The 25777-nt window shown below is 69.7% G+C and carries 26 protein-coding genes; 13 read left to right on the top strand and 13 right to left on the bottom strand.

All coding sequences use genetic code 11. The features are described 5' to 3' along the window. Positions 1-595 precede the first annotated feature (595 nt). A complete protein-coding gene (locus tag Q9G87_RS01815; protein WP_305914374.1) occupies positions 596-1126 on the bottom strand; it encodes a tetratricopeptide repeat protein in 531 nt (176 codons plus the stop codon). Positions 1127-1298: 172 nt separating this feature from the next. Between Q9G87_RS01815 and Q9G87_RS01810 the strand changes: the two genes are divergently transcribed. Next, positions 1299-1661, top strand: coding sequence for a hypothetical protein (locus Q9G87_RS01810; protein WP_305914373.1), 363 nt, complete (start codon positions 1299-1301; stop codon positions 1659-1661). Here Q9G87_RS01810 and Q9G87_RS01805 read toward each other — a convergent pair. The 3 genes from Q9G87_RS01805 to Q9G87_RS01795 all read right to left on the bottom strand — a co-directional run bounded on the left by Q9G87_RS01805 (position 1631) and on the right by Q9G87_RS01795 (position 5173). Beyond that, positions 1631-2275, bottom strand: a complete 645-nt coding sequence (locus Q9G87_RS01805; RefSeq protein ID WP_305914372.1) for a TetR/AcrR family transcriptional regulator — start codon at positions 2273-2275, stop codon at positions 1631-1633. The genes Q9G87_RS01810 and Q9G87_RS01805 overlap by 31 nt on opposite strands. Positions 2276-2349: 74 nt before the next feature. Next, positions 2350-4041, bottom strand: a complete 1692-nt coding sequence (locus tag Q9G87_RS01800) for an SDR family oxidoreductase (RefSeq protein ID WP_305914371.1) — start codon at positions 4039-4041, stop codon at positions 2350-2352. Positions 4042-4081: 40 nt separating this feature from the next. After that, the gene (locus tag Q9G87_RS01795; RefSeq protein WP_305914370.1) at positions 4082-5173 is read right to left on the bottom strand and encodes a CapA family protein; all 1092 of its coding nucleotides are present in this window, start codon (positions 5171-5173) and stop codon (positions 4082-4084) included. Positions 5174-5400: 227 nt separating this feature from the next. Here Q9G87_RS01795 and Q9G87_RS01790 point away from each other — a divergent pair, with 227 nt between their 5' ends. Next, positions 5401-5808, top strand: coding sequence for a Fur family transcriptional regulator (locus Q9G87_RS01790; protein ID WP_305914369.1), 408 nt, complete (start codon positions 5401-5403; stop codon positions 5806-5808). A 388-nt stretch (positions 5809-6196) separates the two neighbouring features. On the opposite strand, the gene Q9G87_RS01785 is transcribed toward Q9G87_RS01790, so the two are convergent. Next, positions 6197-6424, bottom strand: coding sequence for a DUF397 domain-containing protein (locus Q9G87_RS01785; protein ID WP_305914368.1), 228 nt, complete (start codon positions 6422-6424; stop codon positions 6197-6199). A 54-nt stretch (positions 6425-6478) separates the two neighbouring features. After that, entirely contained in the window at positions 6479-7342 is an 864-nt protein-coding gene (locus Q9G87_RS01780) for a helix-turn-helix domain-containing protein (protein ID WP_305914367.1), read from the bottom strand. A 773-nt stretch (positions 7343-8115) separates the two neighbouring features. On the opposite strand from Q9G87_RS01780, the gene Q9G87_RS01775 reads away from it, so the two are divergent. The 6 genes from Q9G87_RS01775 to Q9G87_RS01750 all read left to right on the top strand — a co-directional run bounded on the left by Q9G87_RS01775 (position 8116) and on the right by Q9G87_RS01750 (position 13599). Further along, positions 8116-8247 (top strand): hypothetical protein, encoded by a 132-nt coding sequence (locus tag Q9G87_RS01775; protein WP_305914366.1) that lies wholly within the window; start codon positions 8116-8118, stop codon positions 8245-8247. Next, a complete protein-coding gene (locus Q9G87_RS01770; protein WP_305914365.1) occupies positions 8247-8894 on the top strand; it encodes a hypothetical protein in 648 nt (215 codons plus the stop codon). Before Q9G87_RS01775 ends, Q9G87_RS01770 begins: the two co-directional genes overlap by 1 nt. 122 nt (positions 8895-9016) lie before the next feature. Further along, a complete protein-coding gene (locus Q9G87_RS01765) occupies positions 9017-11197 on the top strand; it encodes a molybdopterin-dependent oxidoreductase (RefSeq protein ID WP_305914364.1) in 2181 nt (726 codons plus the stop codon). A gap of 1 nt (position 11198) precedes the next feature. Beyond that, positions 11199-11810 carry an HD domain-containing protein gene (locus Q9G87_RS01760; RefSeq protein ID WP_305914363.1) on the top strand — a complete coding sequence of 204 codons (612 nt, stop codon included), beginning with the start codon at positions 11199-11201 and terminating at the stop codon, positions 11808-11810. A 120-nt stretch (positions 11811-11930) separates the two neighbouring features. After that, on the top strand, positions 11931-12752 hold the full coding sequence (locus Q9G87_RS01755; protein ID WP_305914362.1) for a Rieske 2Fe-2S domain-containing protein: 822 nt from the start codon (positions 11931-11933) through the stop codon (positions 12750-12752). Between the two features lie 28 nt (positions 12753-12780). Then, positions 12781-13599, top strand: coding sequence for an NAD(P)H-binding protein (locus Q9G87_RS01750; RefSeq protein WP_305914361.1), 819 nt, complete (start codon positions 12781-12783; stop codon positions 13597-13599). On the opposite strand, the gene Q9G87_RS01745 is transcribed toward Q9G87_RS01750, so the two are convergent. The 4 genes from Q9G87_RS01745 to Q9G87_RS01730 form a co-directional block, all read right to left on the bottom strand. Then, positions 13592-13813: a hypothetical protein gene (locus Q9G87_RS01745; RefSeq protein ID WP_305914360.1), complete on the bottom strand. Its 222-nt coding sequence runs from the start codon at positions 13811-13813 to the stop codon at positions 13592-13594. The genes Q9G87_RS01750 and Q9G87_RS01745 overlap by 8 nt on opposite strands. Before the next feature lie 22 nt (positions 13814-13835). After that, positions 13836-14591 (bottom strand): sulfite exporter TauE/SafE family protein, encoded by a 756-nt coding sequence (locus tag Q9G87_RS01740; protein WP_305914359.1) that lies wholly within the window; start codon positions 14589-14591, stop codon positions 13836-13838. A gap of 11 nt (positions 14592-14602) precedes the next feature. Next, entirely contained in the window at positions 14603-15523 is a 921-nt protein-coding gene (locus Q9G87_RS01735; RefSeq protein ID WP_371825714.1) for an SPFH domain-containing protein, read from the bottom strand. Between the two features lie 102 nt (positions 15524-15625). Further along, positions 15626-16414 carry an ABC transporter ATP-binding protein gene (locus tag Q9G87_RS01730; RefSeq protein ID WP_305914358.1) on the bottom strand — a complete coding sequence of 263 codons (789 nt, stop codon included), beginning with the start codon at positions 16412-16414 and terminating at the stop codon, positions 15626-15628. Between the two features lie 68 nt (positions 16415-16482). Between Q9G87_RS01730 and Q9G87_RS01725 the strand changes: the two genes are divergently transcribed. Further along, positions 16483-17199: a hypothetical protein gene (locus Q9G87_RS01725; protein WP_305914357.1), complete on the top strand. Its 717-nt coding sequence runs from the start codon at positions 16483-16485 to the stop codon at positions 17197-17199. On the opposite strand, the gene Q9G87_RS01720 is transcribed toward Q9G87_RS01725, so the two are convergent. Beyond that, positions 17186-20722: a protein kinase domain-containing protein gene (locus tag Q9G87_RS01720; protein ID WP_305914356.1), complete on the bottom strand. Its 3537-nt coding sequence runs from the start codon at positions 20720-20722 to the stop codon at positions 17186-17188. The two genes, Q9G87_RS01725 and Q9G87_RS01720, sit on opposite strands and share 14 nt — an antisense overlap. A 170-nt stretch (positions 20723-20892) precedes the next feature. Between Q9G87_RS01720 and Q9G87_RS01715 the strand changes: the two genes are divergently transcribed. After that, complete coding sequence (locus Q9G87_RS01715) at positions 20893-21558, top strand: hypothetical protein (RefSeq protein ID WP_305914355.1); 666 nt, start codon at positions 20893-20895, stop codon at positions 21556-21558. 3 nt (positions 21559-21561) lie between these two features. On the opposite strand, the gene Q9G87_RS01710 is transcribed toward Q9G87_RS01715, so the two are convergent. Next, positions 21562-22182, bottom strand: coding sequence for a response regulator (locus Q9G87_RS01710; protein WP_305914354.1), 621 nt, complete (start codon positions 22180-22182; stop codon positions 21562-21564). Continuing rightward, positions 22179-23294, bottom strand: coding sequence for a GAF domain-containing sensor histidine kinase (locus tag Q9G87_RS01705; protein WP_305915115.1), 1116 nt, complete (start codon positions 23292-23294; stop codon positions 22179-22181). The genes Q9G87_RS01710 and Q9G87_RS01705 overlap by 4 nt, the downstream gene beginning before the upstream one ends. 112 nt (positions 23295-23406) lie before the next feature. Here Q9G87_RS01705 and Q9G87_RS01700 point away from each other — a divergent pair, with 112 nt between their 5' ends. The 3 genes from Q9G87_RS01700 (at position 23407) to Q9G87_RS01690 (ending at position 25732) form a co-directional block, all read left to right on the top strand. Further along, on the top strand, positions 23407-24066 hold the full coding sequence (locus Q9G87_RS01700) for an SDR family oxidoreductase (RefSeq protein WP_305914353.1): 660 nt from the start codon (positions 23407-23409) through the stop codon (positions 24064-24066). Further along, on the top strand, positions 24063-25076 hold the full coding sequence (locus tag Q9G87_RS01695; protein ID WP_305914352.1) for an S-adenosylmethionine:tRNA ribosyltransferase-isomerase: 1014 nt from the start codon (positions 24063-24065) through the stop codon (positions 25074-25076). Before Q9G87_RS01700 ends, Q9G87_RS01695 begins: the two co-directional genes overlap by 4 nt. 98 nt (positions 25077-25174) lie before the next feature. Continuing rightward, complete coding sequence (locus Q9G87_RS01690; protein WP_305914351.1) at positions 25175-25732, top strand: hypothetical protein; 558 nt, start codon at positions 25175-25177, stop codon at positions 25730-25732. The last annotated feature ends 45 nt before the right edge of the window (positions 25733-25777 follow it).

Here is a 25777-nt window from a genome sequence, read left to right as displayed (position 1 = left end):
GTGCCTGCCGCGCCCGGCGCCCCCTAGCCGAAGGGGCCGCGTCCATCCAGCGCCGCGGCCCCTTCGGCCCCCTGCACCCCGGCCAGACGGCGGCTCCCTCGGGCGCCTCACCGCCCAGTGGGGAATCTCCTGGTGGGCGGCACTCACCTTCAATGCACCGAGCGCCCCGCAGTGGATCCCATGAGAGGGCGGGCGCCCAAAGGCGGACGGGTCTCCCGGCGCCTGCCAACTCGACGGCCCGTGTTCCAGCCGACGGGCTGTGCGCCGGGGCCTGTGCGCTGGCCAGACGGGCTGTGTGCCGGGGCCTGTGTGCCGGGGCCTGGGTGCCAGCCCGACGGCCCGTATACCAGCCGAACGCCCCTGTCACCCCGGCGGACGCGCCCCGCGCGACCGGGAACGCCGCGCGAGGCGAACGTGCCGATGGGGTGCCCAACGCCGGCGAGGGCCCGATTCGTAGACACGACGCGCGCGCCGCCGATGGGCTGGAGCGGGACGTCACACCAGTCCCATACGGCGCAGGTGCCCCTTCGAGGTGCATGCTGACATGGACAGGCGTGCGCGCACACGCCGACTGCCGGGCGGCCGGGCCGCGGCGTCAGTGGACGAGTGCGTCCAGTTCGTCCTCGGGCAGTCCCAGATCGACCCTGATCCGGTAGCGCGTACGCAACGCCGCCACATGCTCAGGATCGCTCTCGTCGGACCCCAGCGCGGCCTGGGTGGCCCACTCGAGCCCGCCCTGCAGATCCCCGTACGCCACCAGCGTCTCGGCGATCGTGTGTGCGGTTGCCGTGGAAACGCCGCCCTCGGCGCGTATCCTCTCGATGACCTCCCTTGCCTCATCGGCCCTGTCGAGCTCGAAGAGCGTGTCGGCGATTCCGGCACGCGGGTCGAAACCCGCATCGCCACCATCCTCGACCGCGCGCTGGAAACACTCCATCGCGCGCACGGGCTGGCCCGCCGCTCGCCACTCCTCGGCGGCGAGGACAAGGATGGACGCCCTGGAGACGTCGCCGGAGGAGTAGTCGAGCGCGACGTCGTAAAGCCGACTGGCCAGGGAACTGTGGTCGTCGGCCAGCAGGGCCTGCTCAAGCAGACGATCAAGGTGCTCACGGGTCACATGCGCCACACCGCGAGACTACCGAGCCACCCGCGGCTTTGCCCGGTCAATGCACATCGCCGGTCCGTGCGAAATTCGGTAACGTCTCGTCAAACCATGCTTACAGTGCGCGTGTATATGCAGGTAGCAGGGCATATATCGGTTGCTTTGCGCCTTGCGAGCGGAAGGGGCTGTGATGGGCATGTCCAAGCAGATGACCTTCGCGCTGGCCTGTACGGTCGTACTGTCGGCTCTCATTCCGGGCGTGGCCGGCTACCTGTCGGCCCGGCTGGAGGCCATCGAGGCCGCGGAACGTAACCTGCGGGCCCTGGAGGCCAGGCTGGATCTCCGTGAAGCCCGGGACGCGCGCCCGGTGGCGTTCCCCGGGCCGTGCGTGCGCACGCCTCCCACGCCCCGGTTCCAGGAGGTTCCCGCGACCGCGCTCGGTCATCACACGCATGTGTCCGGTGACGTGCCGGACTGGCTGCCCGGGCTGCTGAAGGAGGTCGCGGACGCCATTTCCGCGGCAAGGCCCTATGACGGTGGCGACCAGGATTTGAGCTGACGCGACAGGAAGCCGCGGATCAACTGCTTGGCAGCATCGATGATCTCGGGAGCGCCGTCGGGATCGCGGCGGAAGGCCAGCTTCAGCACGGCGTCCCCGGCCTCGACGGCCACCAGCACCGCCAGGTCCAGCTCCGGGCTGTCGGCCAGCCCGAACTCCTTCAGGAACAGCCCGCGCAGCCGTCCCGCGATCACCGTGTTGTTGTCGGAGTCGGAGTCGAGCATGTTGAGATCGACGGCGTCACCGAAGTGCAGGCTCTTGAAGCCGGCGACGGTCCTGTTCATGTCGACGTACTCGTCGATGATCGCGTCGACCGCCTCCCACCAGCCGCGATGGTCCTCCTCCAGGAACCGGCGGTCCACCCTGCGGACGAACTCCTCGACGTTGCGCCGGGTGACCTCTTGGGTGATGGCCCGCTTGTCGGGAAAGAACTGGTAGACCGATCCGATCGCCACGTCCGCCCGCTCGGCTATGCGGGTGGTGGACAGGGCCTCGTATCCGGTCTCGTCGAGCAGCTCGGCACAGGCGTCGAGCATGCGCTCGACCCGCCGCGCGCTGCGGCGCTGTGCGGGCTGCCGCCTCAGAGTTTGGGGCTGGGCACAATCGTCATCCATCTGCGGCGAAGACACGGCTTCATCTTCTCCCCTACGGGCGATCGTTACCTGCAAATTTATGGATTTCTTGCGGCTCAACCGAGCCGCGCCAGCCGACGCATCGCCCGCGGCGAAATCCTGGACAGCACGTAGCCTATTTTGCCTTCCAGATTGACCGGGACGACCGCCTGATTCCGGTGTACGGCCCGCAGAATGTGGGCGGCCACCCGCTCGGGTGGATACCGGCGCCGCGCCAGCCCGCGCACGGCCTCCTCGCGCAGATCCCGCCCCACGTACGTGGCGTGCTGCGCCAGCGGCGTGGACACGAAGCCGGGGCAGATGGCGCTGACGCCGATCCCATGCCCGGAGAGTTCGGCTCTCAGGCAGTCGCTGAGCATCTTCACGGCCGCCTTCGAGACCGAGTACGCGGGCAACATCCTGGACGGCGCGAACGCGGCCAAGGAGGCGACGTTGACGATGTGCCCGCCCTGGCCGCGCTCCACCATGGCGGCGCCGAACAGCCGGCAGCCATGCACGACGCCCCAGAGATTGACGTCGATCGTTCTGCGCCAGTCGTCAACAGTGTGATCGAGAATAGGCCCGGCCACGGCGATCCCGGCATTGTTGACCACAATGTCCGGCACCCCAAATTTAGTGAGAATATTTCGCGAAAAATCCTCCATCTGATCGATATTCGCGACATCTACCTGCACGGCCCACGCCGTGCCCCCGAGATCCTTGACGATCCCCCGCGCGGCTCGTGCGGCGGCGTCGGCGTCGATGTCCGCGCAGACCACCTCGCCCCCATGGGCGGCGAACGCCCGTGCCGTGGCCAGCCCGATCCCCGACCCCGCGCCGGTGACCACCACCAACCGGTCCCCGAACGCCCCGCGGCGCGCGCCCGCCCGCGCCCGCCGCAACTCCCTGGACGCCGGGGCGCCGTCCACGTGGGCGGCGAACTCGGCGATCATCCCGGCGACGAGGCCGGGGTGGCTGCGCTGGGCCCAGTGGCCGGCCGCGATCTCCCGATGCCACAACCTGGGCACCCATTGCCCGATCGAGGCCAGCAGCGCCGGGGTCACGTACCTGTCATGAGCGGCCTCGATGAGCTGCACGGGAACGTCCCCGACGGCCGGGCTGAGATCGGGGTCCGCGAGCGTGCCGGTCATGTTCCGCCGGTAGAGCCACAGCCCGTTGCGCCCGTCCCTGACCAGCGTCTCGGCGGGATGACCGGCCCGCGCCGCGACCCCCTCGCCGAAGCCCCGCGCGATCAGCCGGGGCAGGATCGAGCTCCACACGAGCTCCGGCACCACGGGGACCAGGAACCCGCCGATGTACCAGGACTTGACCAGCTGCGCGGCGACCTCGCGCCGCCTGCCGTGCCGGAGGAAGTGCGCCGTCTGCCGCAACCCCGGCCCGCCGACACTGGTGAACGAGGCCACCCGCTCCAGCACCCTGGGCCGTCCCACCGCTTCCCATCCCTGCAGGGACCCCCAGTCGTGCCCGACGAGATGCACGCGGGGTTTCCCCACGGCGTCGAGCACGGCGGAAAGATCGTCCATCAGCCGGTCGAACCCGTAGTCGCGACGGTCGCGCGGCTCGGTGGACGCCCCGGCCCCGCGTACGTCGTACCGCACCACGTGGAAGCGGTCGCGCAACAGCGCGACCACCTCGTCCCAGACCCGATGCGTGTCCGGGTAGCCGTGCAGGAGCAGCAGCGTGGGACGGGCCGGGTCACCGTCCTCGAAGACCGCCAGCCGCACGTCACCGGACTCGACCCACCGCATGGCGACCTCCTATTGGACGTGATGTCCAAATATAGATCCGTCAGGGCCGCGCGGCCACCCCGGGGCGCGCGGCCAGCCCGGTGCAGGAACGCAGCGCCCTCCAGTCCGCCACCGCCTGGGTCCCCGCGGCACCGGTCATCGGGACCGGGACACCGCTCTGGATGGTGGCCGGCGTCCAGCGGTCTTTCAGCACCTTTCGCCCGTTGATCGTCAACGTCAACACCCCGGTCCTGCCGGTGGTCGCCGGGTTGGAGTTGTAGAAGGCGAAGTTGCCCATGCCGTAGTTGACGTACGCCTTACCGAGATATCCGGACCCGAGCAGGATGTGCGCGTGCCCGCCGACGATCACGTCCGCACCGGCCTTGACCAGCTTGGGGGCGAGCGAGAGCTGCGCCGGGTTCGGGCACTTCTGCATCTCGGTGCCCCAGTGCAGATGGACGATCACCGTGTCGGAGTTCTTGCGCGCCTGGCGCACCGCACTCAGCAGGCTCGCCTCGTCCTTGGCCGAGGCCAGCCCGCCCTGGTCGGCCGTGGCCGTCCAGGACTGGATGAACTCGGCGTCCAGCACCTGAGTGGCCCCGATGATCGCGACCCGGTTCCCGTTCACGGTCTTCCTGAACGGCTTGTAGGCCTCCGCCGCGTTCTTCCCGATCCCCACCACGGGATACTTGCTGCGCTTGATCGCCGCCAGCGAGTCAGCCAGCCCGCTCTCCATGTAGTCCATGCCGTGGTTGTTCGCCATGGACACGACGTCCACCCCCGCGGCCTTCAACGCGGTGAACGCCGTCGCGGGCGCCCGGAAGGTGAACTGCTTGCCGGGCGCGGGCGTCCCCCCGGTGGTGATGGCGGTCTCCAGGTTCACCATCGCCAAGTCGGCCTGGCGCAGCACGCCGGCGATCGGCCCGAGCGCGGTACGCGGGTTCGACAACCTGGGCCGCAACATCCCTTCGAAGTGCACGTCCCCACCGAAGGAGATCGTGTACGGCCGCCGCTCAGGCGTCGGCTCCTCCTCCGGCGTGGCGGCCGCCTGCTGGTCGACCTGCTTGCTCTGCAACTCCTGCTCAGGCGCCGATGAGCAGGCGGCAAGCGAGACGACGAAGGCGAACAACGGGAGGGCACGGGGGAGTCTCATCTGCCGCCATTTCCGCTCGAATCCTGACTTTCAGGGATCGAGCATGCCATGCAGGGCAGATTACCGGGCAGACCCCATCAATTTACTCATTGCGGACCTGGTCGCCGCAGCGCGCTCATCGGCACCGGACTCGATCTTCCTCGTACGCAGCCGTGTGCCGTCACATGCCTAAAGTTGGAGAATTCCTTTACTTGGATGACTCCGGTTAAGGACATAGCGTGGTTGTCATGGGGGACGACGACCTTCTCCGCCAGGCCGGGCTCCGGGTCACCGCGGCCCGGCTGGCGATCATGCAAACCGTTCGCGATGCCGACCACCCGGACGTGGACGACGTCTATCACGGCGTGCGTGAACGACTGGGACAGGTCTCACTTCAGGCGGTCTACGACTCGCTGCACGCGCTGCACGAGGCCGGTCTCGTACGGAAGGTCGAGCCCATGGGCAGCCCGGCACGCTACGAGGCCCGCGTGGGCGACAACCACCACCACCTCGTCTGCCGGGAGTGCGGGACCGTGACCGACGTCGACTGTGTGGTGGGGATCGCCCCCTGCCTCGAGCCCTGCGACAGGGCCGGCTACGTCGTGGACGAAGCCGACGTCACGTTCTGGGGCGTCTGCCCGAACTGTCAAAGCTGATCTTGGCCCGAACGGCCACTGCTCCTGCAGGATCACCATCGTCGGCCACGCCTCGGCCCCCGAGGTCACCGCCGACATGAAGAGCGGCGCACCCCGGAAAAGGATGCGCCGCGCGCGTGTTCAAGCGGAATTCTTCCGGCCGTCCGGGCTTTTCACCGGCAGCTCTCGAAACGGATCCGGTAAGACGGCTTATCGCATCTCGAATTGGCGACGGGCCACACGAGATCAAATCCCATGGCGCTTGATCATCCGGGGGGATGCTATGCCATGATGGCTACGTCTTCTACGCTCGCTCGCGAGGCGAGCAGGAGTTGGCCATGGCCCCTTGACGGCCGTGCGGGGAGCGGCCCTGCGATGTTGTGTCCTCAACGTCGCCGGGCCGTTTTCTTTAGGCGCTCGTCGCCGCCAGTGTCGTCAGGTCGAATTCACCCTCGCGAACGCCGGAGGTGAACGCGGCCCACTCCGCAGGAGTGAACACGAGAACGGGACCGTCCTGCTCCTTGCTGTCACGCAGCGCGACGTTGCCGTCGGGGAGCGGAGCGATCTCGACACAGGCGTCTGCGCCATTGCAGAAGGTGCTCTTCCGCCAAGCCGCCTTCGAAGGGTGGTTGTGCATTATCTCCCCAAATAGCTAAAGGGGCTCCATTGCCCCTTGTTGAGGTGGGCGTCTCTATCGCCGCCACAGCATGGCTTTGCGCTGGATGAGAACGCGGGATTCGTCCTCGTCGAGCGCCTCTGACTTGACGTGGTCGAAGGCGATTTCGTATCCAGCCACGCGTTGGAGGTCTTCGACGAAGTTGGCAGTATACAACTGTTCCAGGTAGACAACATCGTCGAATTCCGCAAACTGCAAATGAATAAAGGTGCCGGTGTTCACCGGATGAAGTGAGTCCAAGGTCAGGACGTGCACGCTGACATGCGGGAGCAGGGAGAGCTCCAGGAGATGCTCCATCTGCTCACGCATCACCGAGGGTTCGCCGAAGCGGCGCATCAGCGCCGACTCGTCGAGCACGACCGTGAGCCGGCAGGGCTCCGGCCGGTGCAGCACGCGCCGTTGCCGGTCGAGGCGGGCCTCGACGCGGCTGCGGACACCGCTGTGCGTGATGCGCGCGATGCCCCGGGAAGCCACGATGATCTCCCGCGCGTAGTCCTCGGTTTGCAGGAGGCCCGGCACGATCTGCGGCTCCCAGGATCGCTGAGAGGTCGCCTCAGCCTCTAGCCCGAGGAATCTTGTGTATTCCTCGGGCAGGACGTCTTCGTAATCTTCCCACCACCCCCGCTGCTCCGCATCCCGCAACAGGCCGATGAGTTCATCAAGTTTGTCCCCATCAACGCGATAGAGCTTTACCAGCGCCTTGATGTCGTCGGTGCTGGGCATCGTCCTCGCGGCCTCGATGCGACTGATCTTGCTGGGCGACCAGCCGAGCTCCATCGCCGCCTTGGCCCCGGTGAGCTTTCGCCGCTCGCGCAGCGAACGCAGCTCCTGGCCGAGCCGGAGCCTGCGTACCGTCGGGCTGCCCTGCTGCGTTGGCACCGTCCGCTCTCCTTGTCGGGAAGGAAGGTGTAGCCGGAAGGGATCGTTTGGAAGCTGAGTTTAGGGATCGGTCGCCCAATCTTACACTGCAAGTTGCACGCGTAGTCGCGTCTGGCCTTGCCAGAAGGCTGTCACGGGGAGAGCGTAGGAGCAAGACAAGCTCCATGAAGCCTTCTAGGTCGACGCAAAGATTCCAGTCTCTCCGCCCCGGCCAGAGGGTCGTCGACACTTCTCGTGCAAGTTGCAGAGCAAGCTCATCAGCAAGAAGCGAAGAAAATGAAATCTTCCTTGCTCAAGGTATTGCAGCAACGCAGACCTCGGAGGACCATCGGTTTCGAGGAGGGTTTCTCGAGTGTGAGGGAGGCCGGGCATGACGACATCGCCGCACGCACCGGGCCTTCCCCCTTTGGTCGCGCGCCCCTGCCAGGGCCGCATCGACGGCAACGTCGCCGCCCCGGATACGAATCTCGCCCCCAGGGAGGCCGCTTGCCGAAAGGACCTCGCAACCGACTGAAGCAGCCAGCGCCGACGAATCCGGCGCACGTTGACTCACCAGCGCAGGAAAACACCGATCCGAGACTGACGACCAGTGTCCCCGCATATGGGCTGCCACCCTGCGACGGGCCTGGTCATCAGCCCTCGGACCGGTGAAGAAGCCACCTCTAGAAATGCCGCGAAAGGGGTCTTCTATGTACTCACAAGGTACCAAGGGACTCAGCCGAATCAAGTCCCGGATCCGGGAACTCATCGCATGGGCCGACCGCGAAATCTGCATGGAGCCCGATGAATTCGCGCACCACGTCGGCTGGACCGTGACCAGGACGGGATTCGGTGCCCGTCGCTACCGGGACCCACGCTTCGACCAGCTCCGCCTGCCTCGCCGGGTGCACGAGGAGGTGACCTGATGTCGAGGAACCCGCGCAACCAGATCTACCCCGCCAACGAGGACCTCCCCGGCGCCCGCGGCGGCGGGGAGCTGGTCCGGCTCTGGCGGTCACGGACCGAGTTGTTGCTCGCGACCATGCTGGCGCTGTTCGCGCTGACCTTGCTCAACGCGACGCAGGAAGGGCGGTGGGTGCCCTTCCTGCTGCTGATGAGCGCGGTCTCGGCGCCGGCCGCCACCAGGATCGGCCGCAATTGGATCGCCGCCCACTTCTGGTGCGTGGTGTCCAGGCACCGCCTGCAGCGGGTCTGCCTGGAGACCACGATGCACACCAGGGCAGGCCGCATCCCGCTGGTGTTGTGGATCACGCCGACGACGACCGGCGAGAAGGCACTGATCCTGACGCGGGCCGGGATCAGCGCCGAGGAGTTCGAGGCGTACAGCGAGGAGATCGCGGCGGCCTGCTGGGCGAGGAGCGTGAACGTCTACCGGAACCGCACGCGGGCGCAGCTGCTGATCGTGGAGATCGTCCGGCGCGACGAGGTCCCGGGCGCCACCTCACCTGGGCTGGACCGGCTCTACGGCAGGCGCGAGTGGGTCTCGCTCAGACCCGATCTCGAGGAGCCGCCCGATCTGCGCACGCGGGTCATGCTGTCGCAGGTCGGCTGAGAACCCCGGGGTAAAGGGGCCTTCCCCGGGGAGGAAGCCCCGGAGACCGCGGGGGCTCCGGGGCTTCCCCATGCGCGTGACACAGACCAATATGAGTTCATCTGGCGAACTCAGGAGTCGTGATGACCTCGACCGTCCACCGGACATGCCCCCTCTGCGAAGCCGTCTGCGGGCTGACGCTCACGCTCGACGAGGGCGGGCACGTGACCAGCGTCCGCGGCGACAAGGACGATCCGTTCAGCAAGGGCTTCATCTGCCCGAAGGGGGCGAGCCTCGGCCGCCTGGACGAGGACCCCGACCGGCTGCGCAAACCGCTGATCCGGGAGGGCGACCTGTGGCGGGAGGTCGGCTGGGACGAGGCGTTCGGCGCCGTGAAGGCCGCGCTCGACCAGGTGAGCGACCGCCAGTCCATCGCGGTCTACCTCGGCAATCCCAACGCCCACAGCATGGCGGGCGCGCTCTACGGCGCCCCGCTGATCAAGGCCCTCGGCACCCGCAACATCTACTCCGCCAGCACCGCCGACCAGATGCCCAAGCACGTGGCCAGCGGCCTGATGTTCGGGCACCCGCTGGCCATCCCGGTCCCCGACCTGGACCGTACGGACTACCTGCTGATGCTGGGCGCCAACCCGCTGGAGTCGAACGGCTCGCTGTGCACCGCGCCGGACTTCCCCGGCAGGTTGAAGGCGCTGCGCCGGCGCGGTGGACGGCTCGTCGTCGTCGATCCGCGGCGGACCAGGACCGCCGCGCTGGCCGACGAGCACGTCTTCGTCCGCCCGGGAACGGATGCCTACCTGCTGTTCGGGCTCGTCCACACGCTCTTCGCCGAGGAACTGGTCACGGTGTCACACCAGGTCAACGGCCTGGATCAGGTGCGGGAGGCGGCCAAGCACTTCCCGCCGGAGTCGGTGGCCCGCCGTACCGGGGTGCCGGCCGAGGTGATCGTACGGCTGGCCAGGGAGCTGGCGGCAGCACGTACGGCGGCCGTGTACGCCAGGATCGGCACCTGCACGGCCGAGTTCGGCACGCTGGCCCAATGGCTGGTGGACGTGCTCAATGTGCTCACCGGCAACCTCGACCGGCCGGGCGGCGCCATGTTCCCCAAACCGGCCACGGAGTTCGCGGCGCGCCGCAGGCCATACCAGGTGGGCCGGTGGACCAGCCGGGTGCGCGGCCTGCCCGAGGCCAACGGCGAGCTGCCGGTGGCCACGCTCGCGGACGAGATCGAGACCCCTGGCGACGGCCAGGTCAAATTCCTGATCACGATCGCCGGCAACCCCGTGTTGTCGGCGCCCCACGGGGACAGGCTGGACGCGGCCTTCGAGGGGCTCGACTTCATGGTGAGTGTGGACCCCTACCTGAACGAGACCACCAAGCACGCCAACGTCATCCTGCCGCCGCCGCGGGTGCTGCAGTCGGGGCACTACGACTTCGCGCTGCTCGGGTTCGCCGTACGCAACTACACGCGGTACTCGCCGCCGTCGCTGCCCCTGGACGGGCAGCCGTCCGAGGCGCAGGTCCTGGCGAGGCTGGCCTTGATCGCCTCAGGGCTCGAAGGGGACCTGGACGCGTTCGTTATCGACGAGATGTTGCGCAAGGCCACGCAGACGCCCGGCTCCGGCGTCGAGGGGCGGGACGTGGCCGAGCTGCGCGCCGAGCTGGACGGCGAGACCGGCGGCGAGCGCAGGCTCGACCTCATGCTCAGGCTCGGCCCGTACGGCGAGTGGGCCGGCAAGGGCGACCTGTCGCTGCGCAAGCTGCTTGACCACCCGCACGGACTGGACCTCGGCCCGCTGGAGCCCCGGCTCGACGAGGTCCTCAAGACCGCCTCCGGCCAGATCGAGCTGGCGCCGCCGCAGCTCATCGAGGACGTCGAGCGGCTGCGGAGCAAGCTGGACGAGGAGCCACCGGAGATCGTCCTGATCGGGCGGCGCCACCTGCGCTCCAACAACAGCTGGCTGCACAACGTGGGCTCGCTGGTCGGCGGCAGCAACACCTGCACGCTGCAGATCAACCCGGCCGACGTGGCCAGGCTCGGACTCGACGGCGAGGCCGTGGTCAGCTCGGCGAAGGGGCAGCTCACGGTGCCTCTGGAGCCCACCGACACCATCATGCCGGGCGTGGTCAGCCTGCCGCACGGCTGGGGCCACGCGGGCAGCGCGCAGAGCGTGGCGGCCGAGCACGCGGGCGTCTCCGTGAACACGCTCACGGACGAATCGGCCATAGACGTTCCAAGTGGTAACGCAGTGTTCAACGGAGTTCCGGTCAGGATTTCACCAACTGGGGTGATCACCGCGCATTAGGGTGTCGCGCGTGACTATCGCGCCAGAAGAGGACCGCCTGAACGCCCAGATCTCCTTCGCCATCGAAATCGACAAGTTGAAGCGGATCATCCGCCGCAACCATCTGATCGACGGTTCGCGGCGGGAGAACACCGCAGAGCACTCCTGGTACGTGGGCACGCTGGCGATGGTCCTCGGCGAGCATGCCCCGCCGGGGACAGACCTTCAACGGGTCGTGGCCATGTTGCTGGTGCACGACCTGGTGGAGATCGACGCCGGCGACACGTTCATCTACGACCCGGTGGAGGTCGCCGCCCAGGCCGACGCCGAGCGGTCCGCCGCGGACCGCATTTTCGGCCTGCTCCCCGCCGACCAGGCGGTGTGGGTGCGGGAGTTGTGGGACGAGTTCGAGGCGAGGAAGACGCCGGAGGCGCGCTTCGCCAAGGCGCTCGACCGCTTCGCCCCGATCCTGGCCAACCACCACACCGAAGGCGGCACGTGGCCGCTGTTCAAGGTCAAGGCTTCGCAGGTCAGGGAGAAGGTACGGATCATCGAGGAAGGCTCGCCCTCGCTCGGCGCGTACGCCCTGGAGCTGGTCGAACTCTCCGTGGCCAGGGGGCACCTGTCCGAGTGATCCCCTCACGGCGGGGGTAGGGGACTTGTCGTGAAAGAGGAAGTACGAGCGAGACGTCGGCAATTGCGGGGTTTCGCCGGGCCGGTTGCCCTTGCCGATCGGCTCGAGAAGTCGAAGTCCATGGACCGGCCGATCAGGGTGCTCGCCAAGGCGATACGCCGGCGCATCCGCCCGGGCTTTGTCCGCGACCTGCTGCACGGCGTGCCCATCGGCGAGCCCCTGCACCCGCCGCTGGCCTCGGTCAGCCTGGGTTGCTGGATCTCGACGGCCGTGCTCGACCTGGCCGGAGCCGACCCGCGGGCCTCGCGGCTGCTGCTGGCCACCGGCGTGGCCAACGCGCTGCCCACCGCCGCCGCCGGGCTGACCGACTGGTCCACGCTCCACCGCGAGCAGCAGCGGGTCGGCTTCGTCCATATGTTGTCAAATTTGACCGCGCTCAGTCTGTTCTCCGCGTCCTTGATGGCCCGCCTGCGCGGCCAGGAGCGGGCAGGAAAGATCCTGTCCTTCGCCGGGCTCGGGGTCGGCACGCTCGGCGCCTATTTGGGCGGCCACATGGCCTACCGGCAGGCGGCGGGGGCCAACCACGCCCCGCAGGTCTCGCACCTGGTGCCGCTGGGCTGGCACGATCTGTGCCCGATCAAGGACCTGCCGGACGGCCGCCCGGTGGCCCGGCGGCTCGGCTACATCCAGCTCTTCGTGCTGCGCCAGGGCGAGGGCGTGACCGTGCTCGCCGACCATTGCCCCCATCTGGCCGGTCCCCTGCACCAGGGCAGGCTCGTCATCGACAACGGCGAGGCGTGCGTGGTCTGCCCGTGGCACGGCAGCACGTTCCGGCTGGTGGACGGCACCGTGCGGCACGGGCCCGCGACCGCTCCCGCGCCCACGTTCGAGACGAGGATCCGGCGGGACGGCACGATCCAGGTACGGCCGGGGTTGACCTGAAGTTTGGTTGAGGTTCTACGGTCGAGTCATGGGCAAGATTCTGGTGACCGGCGCGACCGGCAATGTTGGCAGGCATGTGGTTTCCCAGCTCGCGGAGGCCGGACTGGAGGTGCGGGCGCTCGTCAGAGACCCGGCGCGGGCGCGGCTGCCCGTCGAGATGGCGCAGGGTGACCTGAACGCGGCAGAGACGCTGGAGCCCGCGTTGGAGGACGTGGAGAGCGTGTTCCTGCTCTGGCCGAGCGTCACAGCGGCCGGCGCCGACGAGGTGATCGCGGCGATCGCCAAGCACGCGCGGCGCGTGGTCTACCTGTCGGCGAACGTAGCGGATGAGCCGGTGACGCACTACCACGAGATCGAGCAGCTGATCCGGCATTCCGGGCTCGGCTGGACGTTCCTGCGGCCCGGCGGCTTCGCGGCCAACACGCTGGGCTGGGCCGGGCAGATCCGTCAGGGTGTCGTGCGGTGGCCCTACGGGCAGGCGTCGAGGTCGCTGATCCACGAGAAGGACATCGCGGCGGTGGCCGTCCACGTGCTCACCTCCGCTGGCCACAACGGGGCCACGTACATCCTCACCGGGCCGGAGCAGCTCACCCAGGCCGAGCAGGTGCGGGTGATCGGCGAAGCGGCCGGGCGCGAGGTGCGCTGGGAGGAGCAGCCGCCGGAGGAGGCCCGCGACCAGCTCATGGCGGCGTGGGGTGACCCGACGTTCGTGGAGAGCGCGCTACGGACGTGGGACGGCTTCGTGACCAGCCCGGAGCCGGTCACCGACACGGTGCGGCGGCTGCTCGGCAGGCCGGCGCTGACCTTCCGCCAGTGGGCGCGCGACCACGCCGCCGACTTCAGCTGACCTCGTCGGCCGGGTGCTCCACCAGGGCGAGGATGCGGCTGGACATGAACCGGGCCGTGCGTACGGCGGTGCCGCTACGGGTGACCTCGCTCACCTCGACGAGCCCCCGGCCCGTGGTCACCTCCACCCGCCGACCGGCACGGGTGGCCTTGATCTCGTAAGTACGTGGCGTGCCGCCCGCGTCGATGACGATCTCCACCCGGTCACCCTTCATGTCCGGGTTATACCCACCACACCTATCCGTACACCAGTACGATAATCGCCGCGATCCCCACGCACACGATGACGCCCCGCAAGACAGGCGCAGGGATCCGCCGCCCTACCCGGGCTCCCAGGAATCCGCCGACCACCGCGCCTATCCCCACCCCGGCCACGGCCTGCATGTCCACGTCCGCGACCGCCAGGAACAGCGTGGCCGCCACGGCGTTGACGATCAGCGCGAGGACGTTCTTGGCGGCGTTGACCCGCTGGAGGTGGTCGTCGAGGAAGCTGCCCAGCAGGCCGATCAGCAGCACGCCTTGAGCCGCGCCGAAATACCCGCCGTAAACGCCCGCGGCCAGCACGCCCAGCCACAACGCCGGGCCCCCGTGCGGGTGCGCGTGCTCGCGGCGCTCGGCGAGCCAGCGGTTGATCCGCGGCTGCGCCACGACGAGCACGCAGGCCAGCGCGATCAGCGCGACGACGACGATCTCGAAGACGTCGGGGTCCAGGAACAGCAGCAGGATGCCGCCGATCAGCGCGCCGGCCGCCGAGGCCGCGCCCAGGCGCAGCAGGCGGTCGCGCTGGCCGAGGAGCTCGGGGCGGTAGCCGTACGCGCCGGTGAAGGAGCCGGGCACCAGGCCGATGGTGTTGGAGACGTTCGCCGTGACGGGATCGACGCCGATGGCCACCAGCGTCGGGAACGTGATCAGCGAGCCCGACCCGACGACCGCGTTGATGGCACCGGCCACCACCCCGGCCGCGCAGACCGCGACCAGCTCCCACCCCGTCACGAACCCTCCTTTTACGTATCTGGGCTCTTGGGGGGTGTGAACAGGCCGCCAAGGCTCTCCAGGACCTTGCCCATCTCCGATGGGACGATCCAGATCTTATTTGCCTCGCCTTTGGCGATCTCCGGCAGGGTCTGCAGATACTGGTAAGCGAGCAGTTGCTGGGTGGGCTTCCCCTCATGGATGGCCTTGAACACCATCCCGATCGCGTCCGCCTGCCCCTTGGCACGCATGGCCTGCGCCTCGGCCTCGGCCTGGGCCCGCAGCACGGCCGCCTCCGCCTCACCGCGCGCCCGCAGCACCGACGCCTGCTTCTCACCCTCGGCCTGCAGGATCGCCGCCTGCCGCTGGCCCTCTGCGGTCAGCACGGCGGCGCGCTTGTCGCGGTCGGCGCGCATCTGCTTCTCCATCGAGTCCTGGATGGAGGCGGGCGGATCGATGGCCTTCAGCTCGACGCGGTTGACGCGGATGCCCCACTTGCCGGTCGCCTCGTCGAGCACGCCGCGCAGCGCGGTGTTGATGTCCTCGCGCGAGGTCAGCGTGCGCTCCAGGTCCATGCCGCCGACCACGTTGCGCAGCGTGGTGACCGTGAGCTGCTCGACGCCGATGAGGAAGTTCGCGATCTCGTACGTGGCCTTCTTCGGGTTCGTGACCTGGAAGTAGATCACCGTGTCGATGGAGACCACCAGGTTGTCGGACGTGATCACCGGCTGGGGCGGGAACGACACCACCTGCTCACGCAGGTCGATCATGTCCTTGATGCGGTCGATGAACGGCACCACCAGGTTCAGTCCCGGCGTCAGCGTCCTGTGGTAGCGCCCGAGCCGCTCGACGATGGCCGCCGTGGCCTGCGGGATGATGCGGATGGTGCGGACCATTCCGAAGCCCACCGCCGCGACCACGACGAGGGCGACGATGAGCTGCTCGACGGACATGGCGACGCTCCGAAGTCGAGGGGACCGACTCCGTAGATCCTATTTCGTTTCAGCTGGCGGGGCCTTTTGTGTGCATAAAAGTGATCTACTATCGCGATCTCGCTAGTACGCGCGGGCGTACCAGCGGCCCTCTGCACTGCGATCCAGCGTCAGCGGCACCCCGAACGTCTGGGACAGGTTGTCGGACGTCATCACGTGCTCGAGCGGCCCCTGGGACACCACGGAGCCATGCCGCAGCAGAAGCCCATGCGTGAACCCGGCGGGCACTTCCTCCACGTGGTGCGTCACCAAGACCAGCGTCGGCGAGCGGAAGTCGCCGGCCAGCAACGCCAGGCGGCGCACCAGGTCCTCGCGACCGCCGAGGTCGAGCCCGGCCGCGGGCTCGTCGAGCAGGAGCACCTCGGGATCGGGCATGAGCGCGCGGGCGATCTGCACCCGCTTGCGCTCCCCCTCGGACAACGTGCCGAAGCGCCGCCTGATCAAATGAGCCGCGCCCATCATGTCGATCAGCTCGACCGCGCGGGTCACGTCATTGGAGTCATATTCCTCGGTCCAGCGGCCCATGATCCCGTAGGAGGCGGTCAGCACCAGGTCGATGACCTTCTCCTCGGGTGGGATGCGCTCGGCCAGCGCGGCGCTCGCGAGTCCGATGCGCGGCCGCAGATCGAACACGTCCGCCTGCCCCAGCCGCTCCCCGAGCACCTCGACCACGCCCTCGCTCGGGTAGAGCAACGTGCTGGCGACCTGCAGCAACGTGGTCTTGCCCGCGCCATTGGGGCCGATGACGGCCCATCGCTCGTCCGCATTGACCGTCCAGTCGATGCCGCGCAACAGGGCCGCTCCGTCGCGCCTGACGGCGACGTCCTGGAGCCGCAGCACCTGACCACCCATCCCCGAACCTCCCTTTGGAGTCACCCTGGGGACAAACCTATTGCAGGCCGAGCGCTTATCGTGGATCGGTGCGCCCTGAATCGCCTGTCTGTCCGTCCCTGGTCGCCTGGGGCAACGCGTGGCTTGCCGGCCACGTCGGCCTCGACGAGGCGGCTGACCACGTAGAATCCGCCGGCGGGCCCGTCATCGCGGGCGAGGTCCCGTTGCGTAAATACCTCGCAAACCTGCGCGCGAGCGGGCTGCGCGAGGTGCGCCTCGCCCTGCCCGCGCCGGGCGACCCGCTCGGGCTGTCGGGTCCTGCGACGTTCAACTCGGCCGCGGTCGACGCCGGACAGGCCGTGATCGCTGTGCTCGACGACCACAACCTCGGGCTGGTGCCGGCGCCGGACCTGCGCGGGTCGTCCTATGTCGGCGTACGGCTGGACGTGCACGAATCCGGGCCGGTACGCCATGACCTGCCCTCGCTGGCCGAGGCCGAGCGCGAGCTGTCGGACGCGATCCGCTCGGCCACCGAGGCACTGGCCTCCGTCGACGGGCCCGCGCAGGGCCGTCCCGAGCTCGGGCCGCGGGGCGGCGATCTGGCGCCGGGCTATCCCGCGCGGGCGCATCGCGTCTCGGCGCTGGCCGCGCGGCTGGCCGCCGTGCTGAGCCTCGCCGACGACCGGGGGCTCACCTCCGGGCAGATCGCCGCCCGCGGCGCCGCACTGCGCGAGCTCGACCGCGCGGTACGCCGTGCGCTCGTGGCCGCCCACCACGCGATCTTCGAGCCGCTCAAGAACCCGTAGGCGCATCCCCGGCCTTCCACAGCCTGACCAGCTTGTCCTTGCCGGCCGAGACGAGGGTGACGCGGTCGTCGAGGCGGACGATGCCTACGGCGTACACGCCGCTCTTGTGTGCTTTGACCGGCTTGCCGAGCGCCTTGCGGGTGCCGAGGTCCCACAGCCTGATCGTGCCGTCGGTGCTGCCCGACAGCAGGACCGGCCGGTCGGCCATGGTGCCGAAGGACAGCGAGTAGATGATCTTCTTGTGGCCGGACATGGTGCCGATGGTTTTGCCGTTTGTCGGGTCCCAAATCCGGATTTTCCCGTCTTTGCCGCCCGATGCCACGACTGTCTCGTCATCGACCTTGCCCACCGTGACCGCGTACACGCCCTTCGAGTGGCCCTTGTACGTCTTCCCGTACGACTTGCGCTTGGACATGTCCCACATGCGGAGCGACTCATCCTCGCTGGCCGAGATCGCGATCGCGCGGTCGCCGATGTGGGTGGCGCTGAGCCAGTTCACCGGCTTGCGGTGGGCCCTGATGCTCTTGCCCGTGGCCTTGCGCTTGCCCAGGTCCCAGAATCTCAGGTAGCCGTCGGCGTCGCCGGTGACCGCCATCCACTTGTCCTTGACCTTGGTCACGGCGACCGAGTAGACGGCGTCGCCGTGCCAGCCGAGGACCTTGCCCTTGCGGGTCTTGAGGTTCCACAGGCGGACGCTGCCGTCGTAGCCGCCGGAGACCGCGACGGGGGTTTTGCCCATCATCGCGCCGGCCACGGCGTACACCTCCTGGCTGTGGCCCTTCATGGTGGCCAGGGACTTGTGCTTGGCCAGGTCCCACAGGCGTACCCTGCCGTCCTGTCCGCCGGTGACCAGCCAGGTCGTCTTGTCACTCACGGAGACGGCGGAGAACGTCTGGACGCCCTTGGTATGGCCCTTGAGCGACGTGCCGTCCTGCTTGCCCACCACGGGGACCGTCTGCTCCTGGGGCTGGTCCTGGGTGGGTGTGGGGGTCGGGGTCACCGCTGTGGGGGTGGGTGTCGGCGCCGTCGGGGTGGGGGTGGGGGCCGTGGGCGTGGGCGTGGGGGCCGTCGGCGTGGCAGCCGTGGGTGTGGCGGCCGTCGGGCTGAGGGACGTGGTCACCTGGGCGACGTTCTCGCCCCCGGCGGCGGGTCCGAACATCTTCGGCCCGAAGTACAGCACGCCGCCGGCCAGGGCGAGCGCCACGACCAGGGTGCCCGCGACCAGGGCAGCGCGCCTCCGCCTGGCGTCGGCCGCGTCGGTCCGCTCCTCGAGTGGTGTGTGCTTGAAGAACGCGTCGTTGTCCCCTCGTGCCCGCGCCTCCCCGTGCCCTGGGCCGGCGGGCCGGCCCGAGCCGCCACGCCCATGATCGCCCGCCGCCCCTTGCACCCCGGGGTGCTGCCGCATCCCGGGCTGCCCCTGCACACCGGGCTGCCCCTGCACACCGGCCTGCCCCTGCACACCGGCCTGCCCGTGAGCTTCGGCGCGCCTTTGAACACCCGCCTGCCCGGCCGATCCCATGTGACCGGCTGCCGGGTCCTGCGCGGGCGATCCCGTCGCTCTCATCGGATACGGCGGCGGCATGTGCTGCTGGCCTTGCGCCGGCACGAAGGAGCCCGCCGACGGCCTGCTGGAAGCGCCCTGCCCACCAGCCGGTTGCTGCGACGGCGAACCCGGCGGGTGCCCGGCGGGCGGGTGACGGTCGACCGCCTCGGCCCCGGACGCCCGGGGCTGCGTGTGGGCCTCTCCGGAGGGGCTGGCCCACGCGGAGGCCGCACGCCCCTGCCCATCGGGACTGACCCACCCGGATGCGGCAGCCGGCCGCCCTTCCGGACTCACCCACCCGGAGGCCGCAGGCACCCCTCCCGCTCCGCCACTCTGCGGCCCGCGGCCCTGCGGCCCAGCGCCCTGCGGGCCAACGCCCTGAGGCCCGGCGCCATGCGGGCCAGCGCCATGCGGGCCGACACCCTGCGGGCCGACACCCTGCGGGCCGACACCCTGCGGGCCGACACCCTGCGGGCCCACGCCCTGAGGCTCAGCGCCCCGCGGGCCGGTGCCATGCGGGCCGGCGCCATGCGGGCCGGCGCCCTGCGGCCCAGTGCCCTGTGGCCCAGCACTGTGCGGCCCAGCGCCATGCGGCCCGACCCCCTGCGGGCCAACGCCCTGAGGCTCAGCGCCCCGCGGGCCGGTGCCATGCGGGCCGGTGCCCTGCGGGCCAACGCCCTGAGGCCCGGCGCCCTGAGGCCCGGCGCCATGCGGGCCGGCGCCATGCGGGCCGGCGCCATGCGACCCAGCGCCATGCGAGCCAGCGCCATGCGGCCCAGCACTGTGCGGCCCAGCACCCTGCGGCCCAGCACCCTGCGGCCCAGCACCCTGCGGCCCAGCACCCTGCGGCCCAGCACCCTGCGGCCCAGCACCCTGCGGCCCAGCACCCTGCGGGCCGGCACCCTGCGGGCCGGCGCCATGCGGGCCGGCGCCATGCGGGCCGGAAGTTTCGGCCGGGTGGCCTTCTGGGCTCGCCCAGCCGGGAGTGGGTGCCCACCCGTGGGCGAATGCGGAGCCTGGGGTGGGTGCCGGGGCTGCGAGGCCAGGGGTAGCGGCGAAGCCCGCCGCAGAGCCAGGGATGCCCGCCGGGCCGGGGATGGGGGGAGTTTGTTCGGCGGCGAGCTGGGAGCCGGTGGTGAGGGCGACCTCGTCGTCGAGCCGAGGCGACTCCCCCTGGTGCTCCAGCAGCGCGAACAGCGCCTCGGCCGCCGTAGGCCGCTCCTCGGCCCGCTTGCTGAGGCACGCCTGCACAATCGGCCGCAGATCGTCGGGCAGCACCGACAGATCCGGCTCCTCGTTCATCACCCGGTAGATGACCGCCGGCAGGCTGTCCTGCCCGAACGCGGGCCGCCCCGTGGCGGCGTACACCATGGTCAGGCCCCAGCTGAACATGTCGCTGGCGGACCCAACCCGTTCGGCGGAGATCTGCTCGGGCGACATATAAGCCGGCGTCCCCACCACCCCGCTGCTGATCGTCATCGCCGAGTCCAGCGCCCTGGCGATGCCGAAGTCGATGACCCGGGGCCCGTCGCTGCCGATCAGCACGTTGCTCGGCTTGAAGTCCCGGTGCACGATGCCCGCCCGGTGGATGGCGGCCAGCGCGGTCACCGTCCCGACGGCCAGCCGGTAGAGCGCACCGCCCGCGCGCGGCCCGTCCCGCTGCACCACGAGCTGGAGCGACACGCCGTCGACCAGCTCACTCACGATGTACGCCTGCTCGCCGTCCATGTTGGCGTCCAGCACCTGGGCGGTGCAGAACTGGGCGACCCGGCGCGCCGCGGCCACCTCGCGCATGAAGCGCTCACCGTCGATCCCCGGCTTGTCGAGCCGGGTCTTCAGCAGCTTGATCGCCACGAGCCGCCCATCGGGCGCCTCCCCCTTGAAGACGATCCCCTGCGCCCCTTTGCCCAGGCGGCCGAGCAGCCGATAGGTGCCCAGCGTCTGCGGATCACCCGCCTGTAAGGGGTGCGTGTCCGGCACCTGGTCCTCCCCCTTGTGCGAATCCCCCGATCACAAGCGTGATGGGCCCACGCGAACCCCCGCAAGCCATCCCAGGTCACGAAAGATCATCGCTCTTTGCGAAATATTTCCCCTCCGCAATAATCGTGGAGATGATCGGGGATTTCCAGCACCGTACGGGGAGCCGTCACATGCGCAGAAGCTTCAGCCTGTTCTTAGCCGGAGGTCTCGCCGCCGGCACCCTGGCCGCGCCCGGCCAGGTCAGCGCCGCCACCACGGCCACGTCCGCCACGACCGCGGCGGCGCCCACGAAGTCGACGGCGCGGCTGGCGCCGTACTCGAGTTTCAAGATCTCGGTCAAGCACACCACGCGTACCAAGCGCGGCGGCAAGATCACATACTACGTGAAGGCGAAAAACCTCGGCCCGCACTACGCCGACTACTACTGGATGGGCGGCGAGGTGCCGAAGGGCGTCGTGCCGACCCTGCGCTGGGGCGGCCCCAAGGGCACGAAGTGCACCTGGGAGGACCGCTGGTTCTGGTGCTGGGGACCGATACGCCTGGAGAAGGGCAAGACCGACTGGCTCAACTTCCAGGTGACGCTGAAGAAGGGCACCACGGGCACCGCCAAGGCCCGCGTCGGCGTGTTGTCGTTCGACGTGGACCAGGGCATGGAGAACATGAGCGAGGCCGAGCTCAAGCGCCTCGGCATCAAGGGTTACCACTGGCTCAAGACGGTCAAGACGACGATCGTCAGCCCGTCGCGGCCCGGGCGGGGCTACACGCCGCCGCCCCCGGTCCAGGAGTACAACCCGCCGTCCAGCCACGTCGAGACCAACAACAAGAAGGACACCTGACCCTCAGCCCAGGCCGTGCCGTACCGCGTACAGTGCGGCCTGGGTGCGGTCCTGCACGCCCAGCTTCATCAGCACGTTGGAGACGTGGGTCTTGACCGTCTTCTCCGCGACGGCCAGGCTCCGCGCGATCTCCCTGTTGGACCGGCCGGCCGCGATGAGCGCGAGCACCTCGCGCTCGCGGTCGGTCAGCGGGACCGGCGCCGGCACGTCCCGGGCTCCGGCCGTGGACAGCATCGCCTCGGCCGCTTCGGGCGCGAGCAGCACCTGACCGCCGTGCACGGCGCGGACCGCGTGGACCAGCGCGGACGGGTCGACGTCCTTGTAGAGGAACCCGGACGCACCGGCGCGCATCGCCGGGCCCACGTCCCCACGATCGCTCACCGACGTCAGCACGACCACTTTGGTCGTCGTCCCGGCCAGGCGCTCCAGCGCGCCGAGGCCGTCGAGCACCGGCATCTTCAGATCCAGCAGCAGCACGTCGGGGGCCAGCTCCGCGACCCGCTCGACGGCCTGCGCCCCGTCGCCGGCCTCGCCGACGACCGTGATGTCGTCCTGCAGGTCGAGGAACGTCCGCAACCCCTGCCGCACCACTGGATGATCGTCGGCGATCAGCACCCGGATCAAACGCCCACCTCCACGCGGACCGTGGTCCCCTGGCCGGGGGCCGACTCGACGGTCATCATGCCGCCGACCGACTCGGCCCTGTCCCGCATCGACACCAGCCCGAGACCGCGCGAGTCCGCCTGCTCGAACCCGCTGCCGTCGTCGCTCACGGTCAGCGCCAGCTTGCCGTCCTCAGAGACCAGGCGTACGAGGACCCGGGAGGCTCCGGAGTGCCTGAGCGCGTTGTGCAGCGCCTCCTGGGCCACCCGCAGCACGGCCACCTCGACCGTCGAATCCAGCGGCGGCAGCTCGCCGCACTCGAACGCGACCAGGGACGGATGGAGCCTGTCGAGCATGCGTACGTGCTTGCGCAGCGTCTCGGTCAGCCCGTGCCGGTCGAGCTCGGCCGGACGCAGCTCCACGATCACGGCACGCAGCTCCGCCAGGGCCTCGCCGGCCAGGCGCTGGACGCGTTCGAGCTCCACGGCCGCCTTGCCGGGGTCCCGCGTCAGCATCGCGCCCGCGGCCTGGGCGGTGAGCCGGAGCGAGAAGAGCTTCTGCGTGACGGCGTCGTGCAGCTCCCTGGCCACGCGGTTGCGCTCCTCCAGCATGGCCAGCTCGCGGCCGCGCTCGTAGAGCCTGGCGTTGGTCAGCGCGATCGCCGCGTGCGCCGCGAACAACGTGAGCAGGTCCTGGTCGTCCTGCGTGAAGCCGCCGCCGGGCGTGCGCTTGTTGGCCAGGAAGATGATGCCGAGCACGTCCTCGCCGTCGCGGATGGGGACACCCAGGAAGTCCTTCATCACCGGATGGGCCTTCGGCCACCACTCGAACCTGGGGTCCTTGCGCAGGTCGGGCAGCCTGACGGGGGCGCCTTCCCGGAGCATCGCGCCGAGCATGCCATGCTGCCGGGGCAGCGGCCCGATCGCGTCCCACTGCTTGTCGGTGAGGCCCTCGGCGACGAACTCGCCGAACGACCCTTCTTCGTCGGGCACGCCCAGCGCGGCGTAGCGGGCATCGAGCAGCCGCTGCGCCGAGCGTACGATCACCTGCAGCACCTCGCGGACCGACAGATGGCGGGTGACCGCGAGCACCGCGGAGCTCACCGCCTGCAGGATCTCGTCTCGGTCGGCCATCACGCAACCACTCTATGATCCCCGGCCACCCCGGGTCCTAGGACGATGTGCCCAGGCCCGGACCGGTCCTCAGCCCGATGTCCGCCGGCCGTCACGTTTCTAGCGTCGAGACATGACGAACACCGCACTCATCACCGGCGCCTCCCGTGGTCTCGGCCTCGCGCTGGCGCGCTCGCTGGCAGGCTCTGGCTGGAACCTCGTCCTCACCGCCCGCGGGGCGGACGACCTGGAGCGGGTCGCGGCCGAGCTGGGCGCGACCGCGATCCCGGGCGACGTGGCAGACCCGGCGCACGTCGAGTGGCTGGCCCGGGCGGCCCCCGAGCTGGATCTGCTGGTCAACAACGCCAGCGACCTGGGCGTGACGCCGCTGCCGCCGCTGGCGGGCTATCCGCTGGAGGCGTTCAGGTCGCTGCTGGAGACGAACGTGACCGCTCCCCTCGCCCTCATCCAGGCCGCGCTTCCGGCGCTGCGCTCGTCCTCCTCCGGCGCCATCGTGAACGTCACCTCCGACGCCGCCACCGGCGCATACGAAGGCTGGGGCGGCTACGGCGCCGGCAAGGCTGCGCTGGAGCAGCTGTCGAACGTGCTGGCCGCCGAGGAGCCCGAGGTCCGCGTGTGGTGGGTGGATCCGGGCGAGATGAACACCCGCATGCTGGCCGACGCCGTGGGCGCCGAAGAGGCCGCCGCCGCGGCCGACCCGGCGAAGGTGGCCGCGGCGCTGCACGACCTGATCAGCTCCCGGCCGGCCAGCGGACGAGTGAGCCTGCAATGACGACGCCGGCACTCGACTTCGTGCTGCCGCCCGGCCTGACGGCCCACGAGCCGCCCGAGGCCAGGGGGATGTCCAGGGACGCGGTTCGCCTGATGGTCTCGCGTGGCGACACCGAGCCCGAGCACCACCGGTTCGTGGACCTGCCGGGGCTGCTCGACCCCGGGGACCTGATCGTGGTGAACAACTCGGCCACCCTGCCCGCGGCCGTCAGGCTCGACCGGCTGGCGGTGCACTTCTCCACCGCGCGCGAGGACGGCACGTGGCTGGTCGAGTTGCGCAGGCGTACCGCGAAGGCCACCGAGCCGTACAGCGGGGGCGAGGCCGGGGAGTGGCTTCCGCTGCCGGGGCGGGCCACGCTGCGGCTGATCGAACGGGAGACGCCGCGGTTGTGGCGGGCGGCGCTGGATCGGGACGTGGAGGCCTACCTGCGCGCGTACGGGGTCCCGATCCGCTACTCCTACGTGGATCGGGACTGGCCGATCGACGCCTACCAGACCGCGTTCGCGACCGTGCCGGGCAGTGCGGAGATGCCGAGCGCGGCGCGGCCATTCACCGCCGATCTCGTGACGGCGCTGGTGGCACGCGGGGTCGGGATCGCGCCGATCACCCTGCACACGGGGGTGGCCTCGCCGGAGAAGGACGAGCCGCCGTACGCGGAGCGGTATGAAGTGCCGGCCTCGACCGCGCGGCTGGTCAACCTGGCGCGCCGGAGCGGCAACCGGGTGGTGGCGGCGGGCACGACGGTCGTACGGGCTCTGGAGACGGCCGCGGGCGCGGACGGGCGGGTGAGCGCGGCCGCGGGCTGGACCGAGCACGTTGTCACCCCGGAACGCGGCGTGCGGGCCGTCACGGGGCTGATCACCGGACTGCACGAGCCGCGCTCCAGTCACCTGCTGATGCTGACCGCGATCGCGGGCGAGCAGGCCCTGGCCCGGGCGTATGACGAGGCGCTACGGGAGGGGTACTTGTGGCACGAGTTCGGCGACACACACTTGATACTGAAGAAATAGGCTTTACATAGATTTTGCCGTCGTGATAGGAACAGCCGACATTTACGGGGGCTTGGCGATGTGCGTCCCCGTGCCCAATTCCTCACCGGAGACGTTGAATGCGCTACTCCCTTCCCAAGGCCGCCACGCTGGCGTTGCTGGCCGGCGCCCTGCTCATCCCGGCTGTTCCCGCCTCCGCCGCGACCACGGCCACCACCACGGCTGTGACCAAGGCAGCCGACCCGTACTCCGCCTTCGACGTCAAGGTCAAGGCGACGAAGGCCGTCAAGGCCGGCGGAAAGATCAAGTACACCATCGTCGCCACCAACAAGGGCCCGCACTACGCGGACTCCTGGTTCGTCGGGGGTCAGTTCCCCAAGGGCGTCGACCTCAACAAGATCAGGTTCGGCACGAGCGTCAAGGGCACCGAGTGCTACGGCGAGGGCCGGGCGTTCTACTGCTTCCTGCCGCAGGTGGTCGAGGTGGGCGACTCCATCTCCATGGCGTTCGACGCCCCGCTGAAGAAGAGCGCCCGGGGCACGCAGACGGCGACGCTCGGCGTGGTCTCCTACAACGTGGACCAGGGCATGGAGAACATGAGCAAGGAGGAGCTGGACCGGCTCGGCATCCCCGGGTTCGGCTTCGCGAAGACGGTCAAGACCAAGGTCGTTCGCTGACCGGTGCCCGGTCCGAAGGGCGTACCTGCTGCACGACCATCGGAC

This window comes from Nonomuraea turcica (assembly GCF_030718205.1).
Taxonomy (GTDB): Bacteria; Actinomycetota; Actinomycetes; order Streptosporangiales; family Streptosporangiaceae; genus Nonomuraea.
The sequence above is the reverse complement of the archived record's forward strand: the minus strand, read 5'-3'. Positions and strand labels throughout refer to the sequence as shown.